10 protein-coding genes are annotated in these 17,762 nt (G+C 67.6%); all 10 read right to left on the reverse strand.

Annotated elements, in window-relative coordinates; all coding sequences use genetic code 11:
• Nucleotides 1-2: 2 nt before the first annotated feature.
• The 10 genes from pks13 to glf all read right to left on the reverse strand — a co-directional run bounded on the left by pks13 (nucleotide 3) and on the right by glf (nucleotide 17,688).
• Nucleotides 3-5,378 (reverse strand): polyketide synthase Pks13, encoded by a 5,376-nt coding sequence (pks13, locus tag EPN51_RS12625; protein WP_293042788.1) that lies wholly within the window; start codon nucleotides 5,376-5,378, stop codon nucleotides 3-5.
• Between the two features lie 13 nt (nucleotides 5,379-5,391).
• Nucleotides 5,392-7,290: a long-chain-fatty-acid--AMP ligase FadD32 gene (gene fadD32, locus EPN51_RS12630; protein ID WP_293042789.1), complete on the reverse strand. Its 1,899-nt coding sequence runs from the start codon at nucleotides 7,288-7,290 to the stop codon at nucleotides 5,392-5,394.
• A gap of 305 nt (nucleotides 7,291-7,595) precedes the next feature.
• Entirely contained in the window at nucleotides 7,596-8,606 is a 1,011-nt protein-coding gene (locus EPN51_RS12635; protein WP_293042790.1) for a cutinase family protein, read from the reverse strand.
• A 110-nt stretch (nucleotides 8,607-8,716) separates the two neighbouring features.
• Nucleotides 8,717-9,628 carry an alpha/beta hydrolase family protein gene (locus tag EPN51_RS12640; RefSeq protein WP_293042791.1) on the reverse strand — a complete coding sequence of 304 codons (912 nt, stop codon included), beginning with the start codon at nucleotides 9,626-9,628 and terminating at the stop codon, nucleotides 8,717-8,719.
• Nucleotides 9,629-9,781: 153 nt separating this feature from the next.
• Nucleotides 9,782-10,825 carry a diacylglycerol acyltransferase/mycolyltransferase Ag85A gene (ag85A, locus tag EPN51_RS12645; RefSeq protein ID WP_293042792.1) on the reverse strand — a complete coding sequence of 348 codons (1,044 nt, stop codon included), beginning with the start codon at nucleotides 10,823-10,825 and terminating at the stop codon, nucleotides 9,782-9,784.
• 339 nt (nucleotides 10,826-11,164) lie between these two features.
• Entirely contained in the window at nucleotides 11,165-13,156 is a 1,992-nt protein-coding gene (gene aftB / locus EPN51_RS12650) for a terminal beta-(1->2)-arabinofuranosyltransferase (protein ID WP_293042793.1), read from the reverse strand.
• On the reverse strand, nucleotides 13,143-14,060 hold the full coding sequence (locus EPN51_RS12655; protein ID WP_293042795.1) for a decaprenyl-phosphate phosphoribosyltransferase: 918 nt from the start codon (nucleotides 14,058-14,060) through the stop codon (nucleotides 13,143-13,145). Before EPN51_RS12655 ends, aftB begins: the two co-directional genes overlap by 14 nt.
• Nucleotides 14,044-14,604, reverse strand: coding sequence for a phosphatase PAP2 family protein (locus tag EPN51_RS12660; protein WP_293042797.1), 561 nt, complete (start codon nucleotides 14,602-14,604; stop codon nucleotides 14,044-14,046). Before EPN51_RS12660 ends, EPN51_RS12655 begins: the two co-directional genes overlap by 17 nt.
• Complete coding sequence (locus EPN51_RS12665) at nucleotides 14,597-16,483, reverse strand: glycosyltransferase (RefSeq protein ID WP_293042799.1); 1,887 nt, start codon at nucleotides 16,481-16,483, stop codon at nucleotides 14,597-14,599. The genes EPN51_RS12660 and EPN51_RS12665 overlap by 8 nt, the downstream gene beginning before the upstream one ends.
• On the reverse strand, nucleotides 16,480-17,688 hold the full coding sequence (gene glf, locus EPN51_RS12670; RefSeq protein ID WP_293042801.1) for a UDP-galactopyranose mutase: 1,209 nt from the start codon (nucleotides 17,686-17,688) through the stop codon (nucleotides 16,480-16,482). Before glf ends, EPN51_RS12665 begins: the two co-directional genes overlap by 4 nt.
• Nucleotides 17,689-17,762 lie beyond the last annotated feature (74 nt).

Raw genomic sequence — 17,762 nt, forward strand, 5'->3', positions numbered from 1 at the left:
CACTACTTGCCCACCTCACTCGTCTGACTGGTTTGCGCCTCCACCTTATTCAGCACGCCGGCCATGTGTGCGCCCACCTTGGCGATGATCGGCTCGTCGATGGCCTGGATATGCTCGCCGCCGATCCGAACCACTTCCAGGTCCGCCACGAACGCGCCCCAGCCGCCGTCGGGCTGGCGGACGGCATACCGCGGCTCGAACTCGATGACGTCATCGTGGTAGCGATCGGCCATGTAGAGGGTCACGTGGCCGTCGTAGGGCTCGATCACGACGGTCTCGAGGGCCCGGTTGTCCAGGTACGAGGTCCGCTGGTGCTCGACGATGCCGCCGGGAATCTGCACGCCGCTCTGCTGGACGATGTCGAGCACGAACTTGACCTGCCCCTCGTCGTCGAGTTCCTCGAGCTGCTCGTAGGGGATCGCGGGAATTTCGACGTTGAAGGTGCGCTCCGCGAACTTCGCGTAACGGTCCCAGCGCTTGCGGGTTTCCTCCTTGGTCTGCGGGATCTCCTCGCCGGCGCGCACCGTGTCGATCATCCCGACAAATCGCACGTCCGCACCGGCCCGCTGCAACCCGATCGCGCACGCGTAGGCCAGCGCACCGCCGAGCGACCACCCGGCCAGAATGAACGGCTTGCCGTCGTTCATTTCCAACAGCTTCGGCACATACTGGGCGGCCCGTTCTCCGATGGTGCCCTCCACGCGCTCGAACCCGTACATCGGTGTGTCCGCCGGCAGCCGGTTGAGCAGCGGCTCGTAGACCACGGTCGATCCGCCGGCCGGGTGGAACACGAACACGGGTACCTGCGAGTCGTTCTCGGGTGCCCGGATGGTGCGCACGAAGCCGTCGATGGTGCCGGCCTCCAGGTAGCCGCGCACCTTTTCGGCCAGCGCCTCGATGGTCTCCGACGTCAGCACGTCCTCGGCGGTGATCGTGCCCTCGGCGCGCTCCGAGAGCCGTTGCGCCATCTTGGCCGCGGTGTCCTCGTCGAGCTTGGGCAACGGGTTGAAGATGCCGCCCGGTGACTTGCCCGTCACGATCGCCCAGGTGGCGAAGGTGACCCGCTCGGCGGCATCGCGCGGCGGCACATCGGAATTGAGCGCCTTGGCCACCGCTTCGGAGCTGAGCGCCCCCGCCAGGTTCGGCTGGCCACCGTTGGTCGCCGCACCCTTCGGTCCCGACGGATCCGTCGGCGGCGGCGGAATCGGCGCGTCCGACGCCGACGGCGGGGCGGGCTGAGTCTCGGGCTGCGCCTGCGGATCCGGTGCGGGCGCGGCGGCCGACGTCGGTGTCGCCCCGCTGAGCAGTTGGGCCTGCTCTTTGGCGATCTCCTCGGGCGTCAGCGTCTTCTGGTGCTCGTGCAGCTGCTCGACCTCGTCGCGGTGCTCGACCGCGTACTCGATCAGCTTCTCGACGGCGTAGAGGTTGGCGTCGCGCACCGCCGTCAATTGGATGGGCGGCATGTCGAAGTCGTACTCGACCCGGTTCTTGATCCGCACCGCCATCAGCGAGTCCAGGCCCAGCTCGATCAGCGGCACCTCCCACGGCAGGTCCTCGGGCTCGTAACCCATTGCCGCCGAGACGATCATGCCCAGCCGCTCGCCGATGGTCTCGCCGGACTCTGGCGTCCACCTGCCGACGTGGCTCGGCAGGTAGCGGTTGGTCAGGCTGTCCGACAACGTCTGGGCGTCGGGCTCCCCGGCGGGAGCGGCGGGCGCCTCAACCGCGGCAGTGGCGGTCGGGGCGGCGATCGTCGCACCGGCGCCGACTGCGGTCGGCAACGCGACCACGCTCTGGCCGGCCCGCGACACCAGCGCGTCGTAGACCAGGGTGAAGGACTCGTCGATGCGGGCGTGCACCTGAACCGAGGCCCCACCCGGATGCCGGGTCATCGTCGTCACCAGCCGGGCGCCCGCCCCGGGCACCGCGCGCTGCTCGGACGCCGCCAACTGGGCATCCGGAAGCACCTGTGTCGCAGCCGATCTCACCAGCGCAGCCAGATCCGTCTCACCGTTGCGCGGCGCGTATTCCCAGACGTGCCGGCCGTCCGGCAACGCGACATGGGTCCCCGGCATGATCACCGAGCCGTCGCCGGAGAAGTGCACGTCCAGCCAGTGCTCTTTGCGCTTGAACCGGGTCGGCGGGATGTTCGCAAAATCCTCGGGACCCCGCGCGCGGCTGAACAGCGTCCGGATGTCCAGATCGTGGCCGTGGACGTAGAGCTGGGCCATGGCCGAGATCATCGACTCGACGTCGTCCTGCTTTTTGGCCAGCGTCGGAATCAATTGGGCGTCATGCAAACCCGCGGCCGCGGTGGTCAAACCGATCTGCATCAGCGCCACCGGGTTGGGCGCCAACTCCAGGAAGGTGGTGTAGCCGCTGTCGACGGCGTTGCGGACGCCGTTGGTGAAGTAGACGGAATGCCGCATTCCCTTGACCCAGTAGGCGACGTCGTGGATCGGCTCGCCGCCGGGCTTGACGTAGCTGCCCTCGTGCACCGTCGAGAAGATCCCGACGGTCGGGGTCAGCGGCTCGATGCCCTGCAGCTCCGCGGAGAACTCACCGAGCAGCGGGTCCATCTGCGACGTGTGCCCGGCGCCCTTGGTCTGCAGCTTGCGGGCGAAGCGGCCCTCGGCCTCGCAGCGGGCGACGATCGCGTCGATCTGCTCGGGTGGGCCGCCGATCACGGTCTGGCTGGGCGCGGCGTAGACGCACACCTCCAGGCCGGGGAAGTCGGCGAAGACCGTCGTCAGCTCGTCGGCGGAGTACTCGACGAGCGCCATCAGGCGGATGTACTCGCCGAACAGCATCGCCTCGCCCTCGCCCATCAGGTGCGAGCGCGAGCAGATCACCCGGGTCGCGTCCGCCAGTGACAGCCCGCCGGAGAAGTAGGCCGACGCGGGCTCACCGAGCGACTGACCCACCACCGCAGCGGGTTTGGCGCCGTGATGCTTGAGCAGCTCGCCCAGCGCGATCTGGATCGCGAAGATGACGACGTTGCTGGTTTCGATGCCGTATTCGTGCGAGTCATCGAGGATCAGCTCGAGCACCGAGTAGCCCCGCTCGTCCTGAATCAGCGCGTCGACCTTCTCGATCCACTCGGCGAAGACCTCGTTGCGCAGGTACAGGCTCTTGCCCATCTTGCGGTGTTGCGCACCGAAACCGGCCATCGCCCATACCGGTCCGCTGGTCACCGGCCCGTCGACACTGAACACGTTCGGCCGCTGCTTGCCCTCGGCGACCGCCCGTAAACCCTTGACGGCCTCGTCGTGGTCGTGGGCCAGCACCACCGCGCGCGAGCGGCCGTGGTTGCGCCGCGACAGCGCCCGGCCGATCGATTCCAGCGACGACGCCTGCCCCTCGGGGCTTTGCATCCAGTCCGCGAGTTCGGCGGCCGCGGCCTTCTTGCGCGACGTCAGAAACGCCGACACGGCGAGCGGGATCAGCGGCGCTGACTCTTCTTGCGCGGCAAGCTCTTCGGCCGCGATCTCTTTGAGGCGCAGGGCCTCCTCGGTCACGCCCGGCAGCTCGTAGGATTCCTCTTCGGCCGCAGAGGCGTCGGGGATGATGTTGCCGAAGTCGTCGAACCGCAGCGAGTGGCTCTCCAGTGTGGGCGCCTCGGTCGCTTCGGCGGCCGGCGCGACAGCCGCGGGCTGCGGTCCGGGCTCGCGCGCCTCCTTTTCCACGACGTCGCGGGGCAGCACCTCGCGCACCACCAGGTGCGCGTTGGCCCCACCGAAACCGAAGCTGGACACCCCGGCCAGCGCGTAGCCTCCGTAGCGGGGCCAATCGGTCGCGTTGTCAACGACTTTCAAGCGCATGCCGTCGAAGTCGATGTAGGGGCTCGGCCCGGCGAAGTTGATCGACGGCGGCAGCTTGTCGTGCTGCAACGCCAGCACCACCTTGGCCAGGCTCGCCGCGCCGGCGGCCGACTCCAGATGTCCCACATTGGTTTTCACCGCGCCCAGCAAAGCCGGGCGGTCGGCGGGACGGCCCCGCCCGACGATGCGGCCCAGCGCCTCGGCCTCGATCGGGTCGCCCAGGACGGTGCCGGTGCCGTGCGCCTCGATGTAGTCGACGGTGCGCGGATCGATGCCGGCGTCCTTGTAGGCCCGGCGCAGCACCTCGGCCTGGGCGTCCTGGTTGGGGGCGATCAGCCCGTTGGACCGGCCGTCGTGGTTGATCGCACTGCCGGCGATCACGGCCAGGATCTGGTCGCCGTCGCGGCGGGCGTCGTCGACCCGCTTGAGCACGAACATGCCGCCGCCCTCGGAGCGGGTGTAGCCGTCGGCGTCCGACGAGAACGACTTGATCTTGCCGTCGGGAGCCAGCACCGCGCCGATCTCGTCGAAACCGAGCGTGACCAACGGCGTGAGCAGAGCGTTGACGCCCCCGGCGACCGCGACGTCGCATTCGCCGTTGCGCAGCGCCTGCACCGCCTGGTGCGTCGCCACCAGCGAGCTCGAGCAGGCGGTGTCCAGCGCCACCGAGGGACCGCGGAAGTCGTAGAAGTAGGACACCCGGTTGGCGATGATCGAGCTGGCGGTGCCGGTGATCGCGTACGGGTGCGCGACGGTCGGGTCGGAGACCGCCAGGAATTGGTAGTCGTTGTTGGAGAAGCCGACATACACGCCGACGGCCTCGCCGCGCAGGCTCGACGCCGGGATGCGCGCGTGCTCGAGTGCCTCCCAGGTCAGCTCCAGCGCCATCCGCTGCTGCGGGTCGATGTTGTCGGCCTCGGTCTTGGCGACCGCGAAGAACTCCGAGTCGAAGCCCTTGACGTCCTTCAAGTAGCCGCCGCGGGTGCGGGCGGTGGCGACGCGCTGGGCGATGCGCGGCTCTTCGAGGAATTCCGACCAGCGGCCCTCGGGCAGATCGGTGATGGCGTCGCGGCCCTCCATCAGCGCCTGCCAGGTTTCGTCGGGGCTGTTCATGTCGCCGGGCAGCCGGGTGGACAGCCCCACGATCGCGATGTCGACGCGCTCGGCCGGGCCGGTGCGGGTCCAGTCCGCCCCGGCGAGGTCGTCGTCGGCAACCTCCGGCTCGCCCTCGATGATGCGGGTGGCCAGCGACTCGATCGTCGGGTGCTGGAAGGCCACCGCGACCGACAGCGTCACACCGGTCATGTCCTCGATGTCGGCGGCCATCGCCACCGCATCCCGCGACGCCAGCCCCAGCTCGACCATGGGCACCGACTCGTCGATGTCGTCCGGTGATCGCCCAACGGCCCTGCCCACCCAGTTGCGCAACCACTGGCGCATCTCGGGGACGGTTAAAGTGCGCCGCTCCTCCTCGCCCGTTTCGTCGCTGCGCGCCCTATCGTCGCCCGCGCGCAGCTCGGCCGTGTTGGCCTCTTCGGGGTGCTCAGTGTCAGCCATGGTCCTAAGAGATTCAGTCTGTTGCGCTGGCGAAAGCGGTCGGGGACCCGACACCGCTGCGCAGGCTGCCGTCGAGGTAGGCGGCGCGGCAGGCACGGTGTCCGATCTTGCCGCTGGAGGTACGCGGAATCGTCCCCGACTGCACCAGCAGCAGGTCACGGACCGTCACGCCGTGGCGCACGGCGATGGCCGCCCGGATGTCGTCGGCGATCGGCTGGTAGTCCAGCTTGTGCGAGCCGGCCGCGCGCTCGGCGACGATCACCAGCTGCTCGGAGCCGTCGTCGGCGTCGTACTTCAGGCCGGCGTGCGGGTTGTCGAACACTTCCTGCGGCAGTTGGTTCGCCGGCACCGAGAAGGCGGCCACGTATCCGGTGCGCAGCGCCTTGCTGGCTTCCTGCGCCGAGTACTCGAGGTCCTGCGGGTAGTGGTTGCGCCCGTCGATGATGACCAGGTCCTTGATCCGCCCGGCGATATAGAGGTGCCCGTTGTGATAGGTGCCGTAGTCGCCGGTCTTGACCCACATGCCGTCGTCGGGGGCACCCTCGGCGTGCGACTGGCTGATCCGCGACTTGAGGATGTTGCGGAAGGTGTCGTTGGTCTCTTCTTCTCTGCCCCAGTAGCCGACGCCCATGTTGTTCCCGTGCAGCCAGATCTCGCCGATCTGACCGTCCGGCAGCTCGCTGGCGGTCTCCGGGTCGACGATCACGGCCCACTCGTCGACGCCGATGACGCCCGCGGATACCTGCGCGACGGCCTTCGGCGAATCGGCGGACACCTCGACGAAGCGCTGCTTGTTCAGCTCGTCGCGGTCGACGTGGATGACCCTGGGCGCCTCGTCCATCGGCGTGGTGGAGACGAACAGCGTCGCCTCGGCCAGACCGTAGGACGGCTTGATCGCCGTCTCCCGCAGACCATAGGGCGCAAACGCCTCATAGAACTTGCGCATGGACGCCGGGGACACCGGCTCGCTGCCGTTGAGGATCGCTTTGACGTTGCTCAGATCCAGCGGCGGCTCACCGTCCTTGAGCACACCGCGGACCGCCGCGTGCTCGAACGCGAAGTTCGGCGCGACGGTGATGACTTCGCAGTCCTCGGCGTCCTCGGGCTTGCGCGCCATCTCGCGGATCCACCGGCCGGGCCGGCGCACGAACGCGGCCGGCGTCATGAAGGTGAACTTGTGACCAACCACCGGTGACAACAGCGCCGTGATCAGGCCCATGTCGTGGAAGAACGGCAGCCAGGACAGGCCGCGGTCGGCCTCCTTGCCTTCCAGGCCGTTGAGCACCTGCAGCACGTTGGTGGGCAGGTTCAGGTGGGTGATCTCCACGCCGGTCGGGGTGCGGGTGGAGCCGGAGGTGTACTGCAGATAGGCGATGGTGTTCTCGTCGGCCTCCGGCGGCTCCCACGTGGAAGCGACCTCGTTGGGTACGGCGTCGACGGCGATGACGCGTGGCCGCTCCTTGGCCGAACGAGCGCGGATGAACTTGCGGACGCCCTCGGCGGCGTCGGTGGTGGTCAGGATCGTCGAGGGGGTGCAGTCGTCGAGCACGGCGTGCAGGCGGCCGACGTGACCCGGCTCGCTCGGGTCGAACAACGGCACCGCGGTCCGGCCGGCGTACAGCACGCCGAAGAGAGCGACGAGGTAGTCCAGGTTCTGCGGGCAGAGCACGGCGATGCGGTCGTCGGGCTGGGTGACTTGCTGCAGCCGGGCGCCCACGGCGCGGTTCCGGGCGCTGAACTCCGACCAGGAGATGTCGCAGGCGACCCCGTCGCGTTCCGTGGAGAAGTCCAGGAACCGGTAGGCGAGCTTGTCACCACGAACCCTCGCCCACTTCTCAACGTGCTTGACCAAGTTCGTGTTGTCGGGAAACTTGATCTTTCCATTCACGATGAACGGGTTGTGGTACACCATGCCGCTCTCCTGTCACACCTGTTATCTAGGTCGGCTGCGCCGACGTTTCGTTCTCTAGCTCTGGTCGGCCACCGCCGACCGTTACATGTCTACGCGCGGGCCAGCCCTCGCACGGCACCCGCTGGGGAACGCCGGTCATGTGTCAGTCCCGGCCGGCATCGACCCCGGCCCGGGTCCGCGACAAAGTCTGGCAGCTCTTAAATTCCTCTTAATGTTACGGGCCTGCCCCACGGCAGACCAAATCACAAGGTACCGCCGATCGCCGCCGGCAACCGCTACCTAAAGCCTGTGTCCCACCGCCCCGATCATCCGTGTTTCGGTTGTGGCGCATTTGCAATCAGGCCGTGAGCCCAGTTCAACGTCCAATCGGTGGCGGGCGCCCCGTCCACGCTCCAGCACTGCGTCGTCGCGTACAGCGCATGGACGGGTTGACCGGCGCCGCCGGCCAACGTGTTCAGCGTGCTCGGCAGGTTGGCGATGCTGAAGGCCTCCTCCGGCGCGGCGCAGATGAGGTCGCCCGGCGCGCAGATCTCATTGGACTTGCCGTTGAGGTCGCCGAAGCCACCCGGACGCGCGCCGGTCATGGTCAGCCCCATCCCGGACAAGATGGGTACCTCCTGCAAGGTGACCTCTGCGCCCTGGCCCGGCGGGTTGGGCCCGATGTCGTTGCCGGCCCCGAGCTGACGGCGCCCGTCGGCGATCAACGTCACACCCAACACCAGGTCGTCGTCGACGGGTCCGCGACCGTTGCCGATATCGCTGGCGATGTCGCCCATGATCACCGCGCCCTGAGAAAACCCCATCAGCACATAGCTGGTCAGCGGGCACTTGGTGTTCATGTCGGTCATCGCCGCAACGGTGGCGCGGGTGCCTTCGGCCCGGCTGGCGTTGTAGGACATCTGCGTGTCGCCGCTCAACGGATTGTGAAACTGCGCGGTGTACGGGGTGGTGTACGCCTGCACCCGCGACGCCGGGAAATCCTGGGTGATGCTCGCAGTCACCTTGTGCAGCAACGCATTCGGAAATTGCAACGGGTTGCCGGGGTCATCCTGCGGGGCGGACTCCCAGGTGCCGGGCACGTTGACCAGCAGCACGTCGGGGCAGGAGGCGTCCTGGTATGCGGGTCGCGGCTTGTGCGGGTGCGACGTCGTCGACGACGGAGGCAAGACGCCGGGCGGCACCGCGCTCGGCTGGGACTCGCGCCCGCGCAGCACGGCGACGACGGCCACGATGACCAACAAGACGACGCCGGCGACCGAAAGGGCGGCAACCCAGGCGAGGGTGCGGCGGCGCTTACGCCGGGCGCTGTTAGCCATGTTCTCCCGCCAGCAGAGTCAGTGGATCGCAGCTTGAATCCGGGCCAGCGGCCCTCCCGACCCCAGCTGCACTCCTACACGGTACCGGCTCGCGCGGTACCGGCTCGCCGCTAGCGGATGGCGCCGACGATGTCGCCCGACATGGCGCCCAACTGCCCCGACCACGAACCCCAGCCGTTGTCGCCGCCGCCCGGGAAGTCGAAGTGGCCGTTGTGCCCGCCGTTGCTGCGGTACTGCTGATAGAACTCCCGGGAACTGCCCATGGCGGCGGCCCCTTGGCCGATCATCGCGGCGTCATCGCCTCCCATATTCATGGGGCTGTAGACCCAGACCCGGGTGTTGTTCTGCGCCAGCAGCGAGGCGTGCACGTAGGGGTCGTGCCACTTCCACCGGCCCAGCTGTGGAGCCCCCCACATGCCGTTGCCGTCCACGCCGCCGAACTGCTGCAGGCCGGCCAGGATGGCGCCGTTGTAGTTGGTGCTCGACGGGTACAGGAACCCCGACATCGAGCCGGCGAAACCGAAGCGGTCGGGGTGGAAGGCGGCCAACGCCATCGCGCCGTAGCCGCCCTGCGAGGCGCCGACGGCGGCATGGCCACCCGGCGCGAGGCCCTTGTTGGCCGCCAGCCAGTCGGGCAGCTCGCTGGACAGGAAGGTGTCCCACTGCTTGCTGCCGTCCTGTTCCCAGTTGGTGTACATACTGAAGGCGCCGCCGGCCGGAGCCACCACCGAGATTCCCTTGCCGCCCAGCGTGTTCATCGCATTGCCGGCGGTGACCCAGTTGCTCACGTCCGGGCCCGCATTGAAGGCGTCCAGCAGGTACGCCGCGTGCGGACCACCGGCGAGGAAGGCCACCGGGATGTCGCGGCCCATCGCCGCCGACGGAACCATCAGGCTCTCGTAGCCCGCCGCCCTGGCCTTGCCGACGGTCGGCGCCGTCGGCAAGACAAACGCCAAGCCGACCGCGAGCACGGCAAAGCAGAACGCCCGAAGAAGCGCTGGCACACCCCGTACGACCGTCATGTCCACCCTCCATCGTCTAGTCGCTGAGAGCACATTAGCCAGCTGCCTGGTTCCCCCGCTCGCCGGGTAGTGAAACAGGTCACACACGCCGCAAACGACTCGCGGCGGAAACCCCGAAGGGTTCCCGCCGCGAGTCGCGATACTTGGCGTGTTTTAGGTGCCCTGGCCGGTTCCGTTACCGGCAGCGGAGGCCGTGGCCGGGCCCGCACCCGGGGTGGCGCCCAGCACCGACTGCAGGTCAGGCTTCATCGCCTGCAGCTGCGCGCCCCAGTAGGGCCAGTCGTGGGTGCCGTTGGCGTCGAAGTTCCACACCGCGTTGTGGCCACCGGCGCCGTTGTAGGCGTCCTGGAACTTCAGGTTGCTGGTCCGCACGAAGCCCTCCAGGAACTTGGCGGGCAGGTTGTCGCCACCGAGGTCGGACGGCTTGCCGTTACCGCAGTACACCCAGATGCGGGTGTTGTTGGCGACCAGCTTGCCGACCTGCAGCGACGGATCGTTGCGCGCCCACGCCGGGTCCTCCTTCGGGCCCCACATGTCGGCAGCCTTGTAGCCACCGGCGTCGCCCATGGACAGGCCGATCAGCGACGGGCCCATGCCCTGCGACGGGTCCAGCAGCGCGGACAGCGAGCCGGCGAAAACGAACTGCTCCGGGTGGTAGGCGGCCAGGATCAGCGCCGACGAACCGGCCATCGACAGACCGACGACAGCGCTGCCGGTCGGCTTGACCTGCTTCTGGCTCTGCAGGTACGCCGGCAGTTCGCTGGTCAGGAAGGTCTCCCACTTGTAGGTGGTACAGCCGGCCTTACCGCAGGCGGGCTTGTACCAGTCGGAGTAGAAGCTGGACTGGCCACCGACCGGCATGGCAACCGAGATGCCGGACTGGTTGTACCACTCGAACGCCGGGGTGTTGATGTCCCAGCCGTTGAAGTCGTCCTGCGCGCGCATACCGTCGAGCAGGTACAGCGCGGGCGAGTTGGCGCCACCGCTTTGGAACTGAACCTTGATGTCGCGGCCCATTCCGGCGGACGGAACCTGTAGGTACTCGACGGGCAGACCCGGGCGCGAGAAGGCCCCGGCGGTCGCCGAGCCCCCGACGGCGCCAATCAGGCCCGTTAGCAGCGCCGCGCTGGCGGCCCCCACCACGAGCCGGCGCGGCATACCCGCCGCGGCGCCGCGCAATCTGTCGACAAGCGTCATCCTTGCTTCCTCATCCTTCTTGCGGCCCCTCGGCGCATTCGTCCGATCGGCCGCTTTCTTGATTGGGTCGAACTGCCCGCGCGCAAGGCGCAGCAGTGCCCGTGTAGTCAACCACACGTCGTACCATTCGGTCGCATCGAGGCGAGCCCACGAACCGCCGAGCGACCCACCTACCCAGGGGTTTTCATGTCGAACATGTGTAGAAAAGGCGATGTTTCCGCATGTGCTTGACCCCCATTGCGAGCTGGTGAGGGGCCAAATGTGATGTTGCTGCCATTTTCTCGCGGCCGGCGGTCGGTGATTGGTTCGAGATCTGCCGAAATTTCTTCTGCGCAGCGCTTACTCGCGAGGCGGCGGTGGGGCTTCTTCGGGTATCGGTAGCCCACACCGGGCGAGTTCGTAACGCGGCACCCGATCGATGCGGTACTTGGTGAACTGGAAGGAGTGCAGCACGTTGGACAGGAATCGGTGCGGGTTCATCGGCGCGCGCACCGAGCCCAGCATCGATTTCGTGTCGGGGCATTGCAGCGCCGAGACGGCCTCGGCGACCCACTGCGCGTCCAAGTAGCCGGGAATTCCCGGATACACCTTCACCCAGGGGCCGTCGGCGATCACCCAGTCCGGGAAGAGGTTTTTGTCATGCCCGATGCGGCCGTGCTTCAGCCGCTCGGTGTGTTGCGCCAGTGGGTTTGCCAATCCGATCTGATCGATGACCCGGACGTCGAGCCCGACATTCATGCCCACCATGCCGAGGTTGGTGAAAAACACTGCGTGCCGGGATTTTTGTGACGACTCGTCGGCGGTACCGCCGGGCTGCGGCTGGACGGGCTGGGCCATCGGCACCAGGTCCCATTGGATGTAGTTGCCCGACGGCAGCAGTAATGCCCCGCCGGGAGTGTTGTTCAGGGCCGTCAGGATGGCCGCCATCCGCGGATAGCCCAGATAGTCCGCGGCGGTCAGCGGATGCGCATGACCGGTGGCCTGGGCGTAGAAGCGCCGTTCGTCGACGATCCCGGAGTAGGTGACGTGGGTGGCGTCATCGCCCATGCCGGGTGAATTCGCCGCCCACAGTGCCCAACCGGCCAGCCCCAGCCACAACGCGGTCGCCGCGCCGGCAACCCAGTTACCGGTCTCGCGCGAATAGTCCTGGCCGTCGGGAACGATGACCGGGACGACGGCCACCGGGGCCAGCAAGCAGAACAGCGGCGCCAGCAACACCCGCGCGTGCATGAAGTCGCCGCCCTGCCGAATCCAGTACAGGGCCTGCAGCAGCCCGCTGATCAGGACCCACGCCACCACCGCCGGCGGGCTGTGCACCGCCCGCGCCACCCGCCCGTAGTCGGGCGCCAGCGCGGGGCGCAGGAACGACGGCCGGCGCCGGGCGGCGAACAGCAGCACGCCGAGCGGAACGAGCAGCACCACAGGTATCCACACCGCGTACGGGCCGTCGAAGTTCGAGAGGTAGATCATGCCCTGGGACCACTTGTCCCCGGCCGCGTCCTTGGCCAGGGCGGTGCCGGGCACCAGCAGGCCGTAGTAACCCATCCGGAAGATCTCGTAGGCGACCGGCAGGAAACCACCGGCGGCCACGATGAGCGCGCGACGCCGCCAGGTCCGGGCCGCGATCAGCATCATGATCAGCGCCAGCCCGCCCATGAGCGCGAGCTCGGGCCGGACCAGGACGCTGAACCCGGCGACAAACGCCAGCGCGCCGACGAACACCTTCTTGTCCGCGCGGTTGCGCACCGGCTGCGCCCAGCAGACCATCATCCACCACAGCAGCCCGAGGTAGGCCAGCGCCAAACCACTCTCCAGGCCGGAGGTCGCGAAGTCACGCGCCGGCGGCAGTGCGATGTAAACCAACGCCCCGGCGGGCAGCATGATTGCCTTGCGGCCGCGCAGGCTGGGTGCGTACAACCGCGCGGCGCCCAACATCAGCAGCACCACACCGAGCACCGAAAGCGCCAGTGCCAGAGCCAAAGCCACGTATTCCATGCGCAGCGGGCCGCCGACCCAGCTGCCGGCGTACATCAGGTACGTCCATGCGGTGGAGGTGTTGGCCTCCACCCGCTCGCCCTGGTTGAAAACCGGTCCGTTGCCGGCGAGCAGATTGCGCACGGTGCGCAGCACGATGAGTCCGTCGTCGGCGATCCATCGCCGCTGCCAGCCACCCCAGGCGAACAGGACGGCGACCACCGCCACGCCGATCCACAGGCTGACCCGCACCATGGTCGTGTACGGGAACACCGGCCAGCCGGGCCGCCTGATCACCGGCCGGCTGCGCATCATGCGCGCTTTGAGCGCCTGCAGTTCGGGGCTAACCGAAGGCAACGGCGGCTCCAATTGTCGCGATCCACGCCACCGCCAGCAGCTGCAGCACCCGGTCCCGCAGCGCGATGTCTTCGGGCTCCCCGGCCAGCCCGCCGTCCACGTCCACCGCGTAGCGCAGGATCGCGATGGTGAACGGAACCATCGACACCGCGAACCAGGACCCCGAGTGGTGGTCGCGCTCGAACGCCCACAGGCCGTAGCAGACCACCACCGCGGTGGCCGACAGCGTCCAGACGAACCTCAGGTAGGTGCTGGTGTAGCTCTCCAGCGATTTGCGGATCTTCGCGCCGGTGCGTTCGGCCAATTGCAGTTCGGCGTAACGCTTGCCGGCCACCATGAACAGCGACCCAAACGCGACGAAGAGCAAAAACCACTGCGACAGCGGTATGCGGGTGGCCGCACCGCCGGCGATGGCCCGGATCAGATATGCCGACGACACGATGCAGATGTCAAGCACCGCTTGGTGTTTGAGGCCGAAGCAGTACGCCAGCTGCATGCCGAGGTAGACGGCCATCACCAGCGCCAGGTTGGGTGTCACCGCCCACGCGATGCCCAGCGAGGCCACGCCCAGCACCACCGCCAGGGTGTAGGCCAGCCACTCGGGCACCACACCGGCCGCGATCGGGCGGAACCGCTTGGTGGGGTGTTCGCGGTCGGCGTCGACGTCGCGCACGTCGTTGATCAGGTAGATCGACGACGCCGCAAGGCAAAACACCACAAACGCCATGGACGCTTCGGTCAACACTTTGGCGTAGTCGTAGTGGACCGGGCCGCCCAACGCGGCTAGCGGCGCGGCCAGCACCAATACGTTCTTGACCCATTGCCGCGGGCGGAGCGCCTTGATCACCCCGGCGACCAGGTTGGTCGGTGGTCCGGCCACCACTTCCTCAGTTTCCTCGGTCATGGTCACCTCTTACAACCTCTTGCACCTGTCCTGCGCGGCGCGCGATCGCCGCGATGACGGCACCCAGCGCGATGCCGCAGGCCACGTCGCTGGGGTAGTGCACTCCCAGCAACATCCGCGACAACGCCATCGGCGGCACCAGGACCGCCGGCAGCGACAGGCCGGTGATCCGGCCCATCAGAATGGCCGCGGCCGTGGTCGAAGTGGCATGTGCGGACGGAAAACTCAGCTGGCTGGGCGTGCCGACGTTCACCACGACGGCCGGGTCATGCGGCCGCTGGCGCCGCACGATCCGCTTGACGACGATGGCGGCGGCGTGGGCGGCGAACGCCCCGGCCCCGGCCAGAAGCCAGTCCCGGCGCCGTTTCGGCGACAGGACCGCGCCGAGTGCGGCTACGGCCACCCAGCCGATGCTGTGCTCGCCGAAGTGGGACAGTGCCCGCGCCGCCGGTAGCGCTCCGGGGAAATCGCCCAGTGCCGCCTGGACGGCGACCAGCGCGGCCACTTCACCGCGCGGGGCCTCTGCGGGAGAGGCCTCAGGCATGTTCTGCAGCTGGCAGCAACGCCGTCTCCCACTTCTGCTTGCTGGACAACACCGGCAGCGCCTCGCGGTACACCCTGCGCATCTCGTCGAACCGGGTGAGCAGCTCACGCTGACGGCGCAGCGATTTGCCCAACAGCGAGAACATCTTTCGCCGGTCCCGCTGCCGGTAGACCACGCCACACCCGTCGGCCGTCGTGACCGTCACGCCGTCAACCGTGCACAGCCGGAACCAGCGCGCATCCTGGGTCGGCACGTTGTACTCCGGGCTCAGGTGGGCCTCGGTGTCGGCCTTGGTCATGTTGTGCAGGATCCCGCGGGCCAACCGGTAGCCGATCGACACCGGGTTCACCGGCGGCTTCATCGCCTTGCTCGGGTAGCGCGGCTGCGGCAGTTCGCTCGCGGCCGGCAGCACCACCGCGTCCGGATACTCCTTGCGCAGGCGATGCACCTCGGGCAGCGCGGATTCCAGGATCGAGAAGATGTGCTCGGGCCCGGCGAGGAAGTCGTCGATGGCCCTGTTCTGGATAGCAACCGTCGAATACTCAAGACAGGCAAGGTGTTTCAACGTTGCCTTGAGGTGGCTGCGAACCAGCCCGGCGATCTCACCGTCCCAGTGCAGCGCGGCGACCACCAGCCGGTTGCGCAGGTGGAAGTAGGCCTGCCAGTCGATGGCGTCGTCCTTGTCGCTCCAGGCCATGTGCCAGATCGCGGCGCCGGGCAGCGTGACGGTCGGATACCCGTGCTCGCCGGCGCGCAGACCGTATTCGGCGTCGTCCCATTTGATGAACAGCGGCAGCGGCTGGCCCAGCTCCTCGGCGACCTGCCGCGGGATCATGCACGTCCACCAGCCGTTGAAGTCGACGTCGATGCGGCGGTGCAGCAACGCGCTCCGAGAGTTCTTGTCGCTCAACGGGAATTCGGCGAAGTCGTGGTCGTACTCGGTGTGCGGTGCGGCGGTCCACATGAAGTTCGACTGGTTGACCACCTCGCCCATGATGTGCAGGTGTGACGGCTCCTGCAGGTTGAGCATCTGACCGCCGATGAGCATCGGTGTCTTGGCGAAACGGTGCATCGCCAGCACCCGCAGGATCGAGTCCGGCTCGATGCGGATGTCGTCGTCCATGAACAGGATCTGTTGGCAGTCGGTGTTTTTCAGCGCCTCGTACATCACCCGGCTGTAGCCGCCGGAACCGCCGAGATTGGGCTGGTCGTGGATCGACAGCCGATCGCCCAGGCCTGCGGCCGCCGCCGGGAAGTCCGGGTGATCGCGCACCTTGCGCACGCCCTGATCCGGGACGATCACCGCACCGATCACCTCGTCCACCAAGGGGTCCGCGGTGAGGTCGGCGAGCGCGTTGACACAGTCGGCGGGACGATTGAACGTGGGGATGCCGACGGCGACGTTGGCCGGGACCGGAGCGGGCTCGGTCGCATACCAGCCTCCGCTCACCACGTTGACCGCGCTGTCGGTGGTGATGTCGAACCAGATCCAACCACCGTCCTCGAACGGCCGCAGCGCCACCTCGATCTCGACGATGGCCGGCTGATCGTCGGTGCCGACGAATTGGCGGCCCTCCACCGAGATTCGCACCCCGGTGGCCTTCGTCCGGTACACGTCGACGCGTCCGGTTCCGGTCAGCTCGACCCGCAGCACCACCGAATCGCAGATGGACCAGCGCCGCCAGTAGCTGGCCGGGAACGCGTTGAAGTACGTGGCGAACGACACCTCTGACTCTTTGCCGATCTCCAGCGAGGTGCGGCTCGTCGCGTGTGCCCGCCGGGCGTTGGTCGTCGACTCCTCCAGATACAGCTTGCGCACGTCGAGCGGCTCGCCGGGACGCGGCAGGATGATCCGGGACAGCAGGCTCACTGCGGTCATCGCGCGCCTTTCTCGTTGTTCTGGGGTTCCGTCAAAGTTGCGCCGTCTCGCAGATGCGGCGCGAGCACGTTGTCGTACATGTTCAGTGCGCTGGCGATGGCCATGTGCATATCCAGATACTGGTAGGTGCCCAGCCGGCCGCCGAAAAGTACCTTCGACGAAGCGGTTTCGGACTTCGCCCTGGCTCGATACGCGGCCAGCACGGCGCGGTCGGACTCGGTGTTGATCGGATAATAGGGCTCGTCGCCGTCCTCGGCGAACCGCGAGTATTCCCGCATGATCACGGTCTTGTCGGCCGGATAGTCACGTTCGGTGTGAAAGTGACGGAATTCGTGGATGCGGGTGTAGGGCACGTCGGGGTCGTTGTAGTTCATCACCGGTGTGCCCTGGAAATCCCCGATGGGTAGCACTTCGAGCTCGAAGTCGAGGGTGCGCCAGCCCAGCCTGCCCTCGGCGTAGTCGAAGTAGCGGTCCAGCGGGCCGGTATAGACAACGGGGGCCGATGGCGACTCTTGGCGCAGGTGATCGCGCACGTCGAACCAGTCGGTGTCCAGCCTGACCTCGATGCGGTCGTCGCCGGCCATGTTCTGCAGCCAGGCCGTGTAACCGTCGACGGGCAGGCCCTCGTAGGTGTCGCTGAAGTAGCGGTTGTCGAAGGTGTAGCGCACCGGTAGCCGGGTGATGTTGGCGGCCGGGAGCTCCTTGGGGTCGGTCTGCCACTGCTTGGCGGTGTAGCCCTTGACGAAGGCCTCGTAGAGCGGGCGGCCGATCAACGAGATCGCCTTCTCCTCGAGGTTCTGCGCGTCGGCGGTGTCGATCTCGGCGGCCTGTTCGGCGATGAGCTTGCGCGCCTCGGCGGGGGTGAAGTACCTGCCGAAGAATTGCGACACCAGGCCCAGCCCCATCGGGAACTGGTAGGCCTGCCCGTTGTGCATGGCAAAGACCCGGTGCCGGTAGTCGGTGAAGTCAGTGAACTGCCGCACGTAGTCCCAGACCCTCTTGTTGGACGTGTGGAACAGGTGGGCGCCGTATTTGTGAACCTCGATGCCGGTGTGTGGCTCGGCCTCCGAATAGGCGTTGCCACCGATGTGCGGGCGGCGGTCCACCACGAGTACACGCTTCCCGAGCTGGGTAGCCACGCGCTCGGCAATGGTCAGTCCGAAGAATCCAGAGCCGACGACGAAAAGATCGAAACGAGCGGTCATCGGTTGCTTAGGGTATCTGACCCCGTCGCCCTAACCCATTTGGCGAGGCCAGGGAGAGGCCCGGCCGTTTTATC

Source organism: Mycobacterium sp. (assembly GCF_004298145.1).
Lineage (GTDB): Bacteria > Actinomycetota > Actinomycetes > Mycobacteriales > Mycobacteriaceae > Mycobacterium.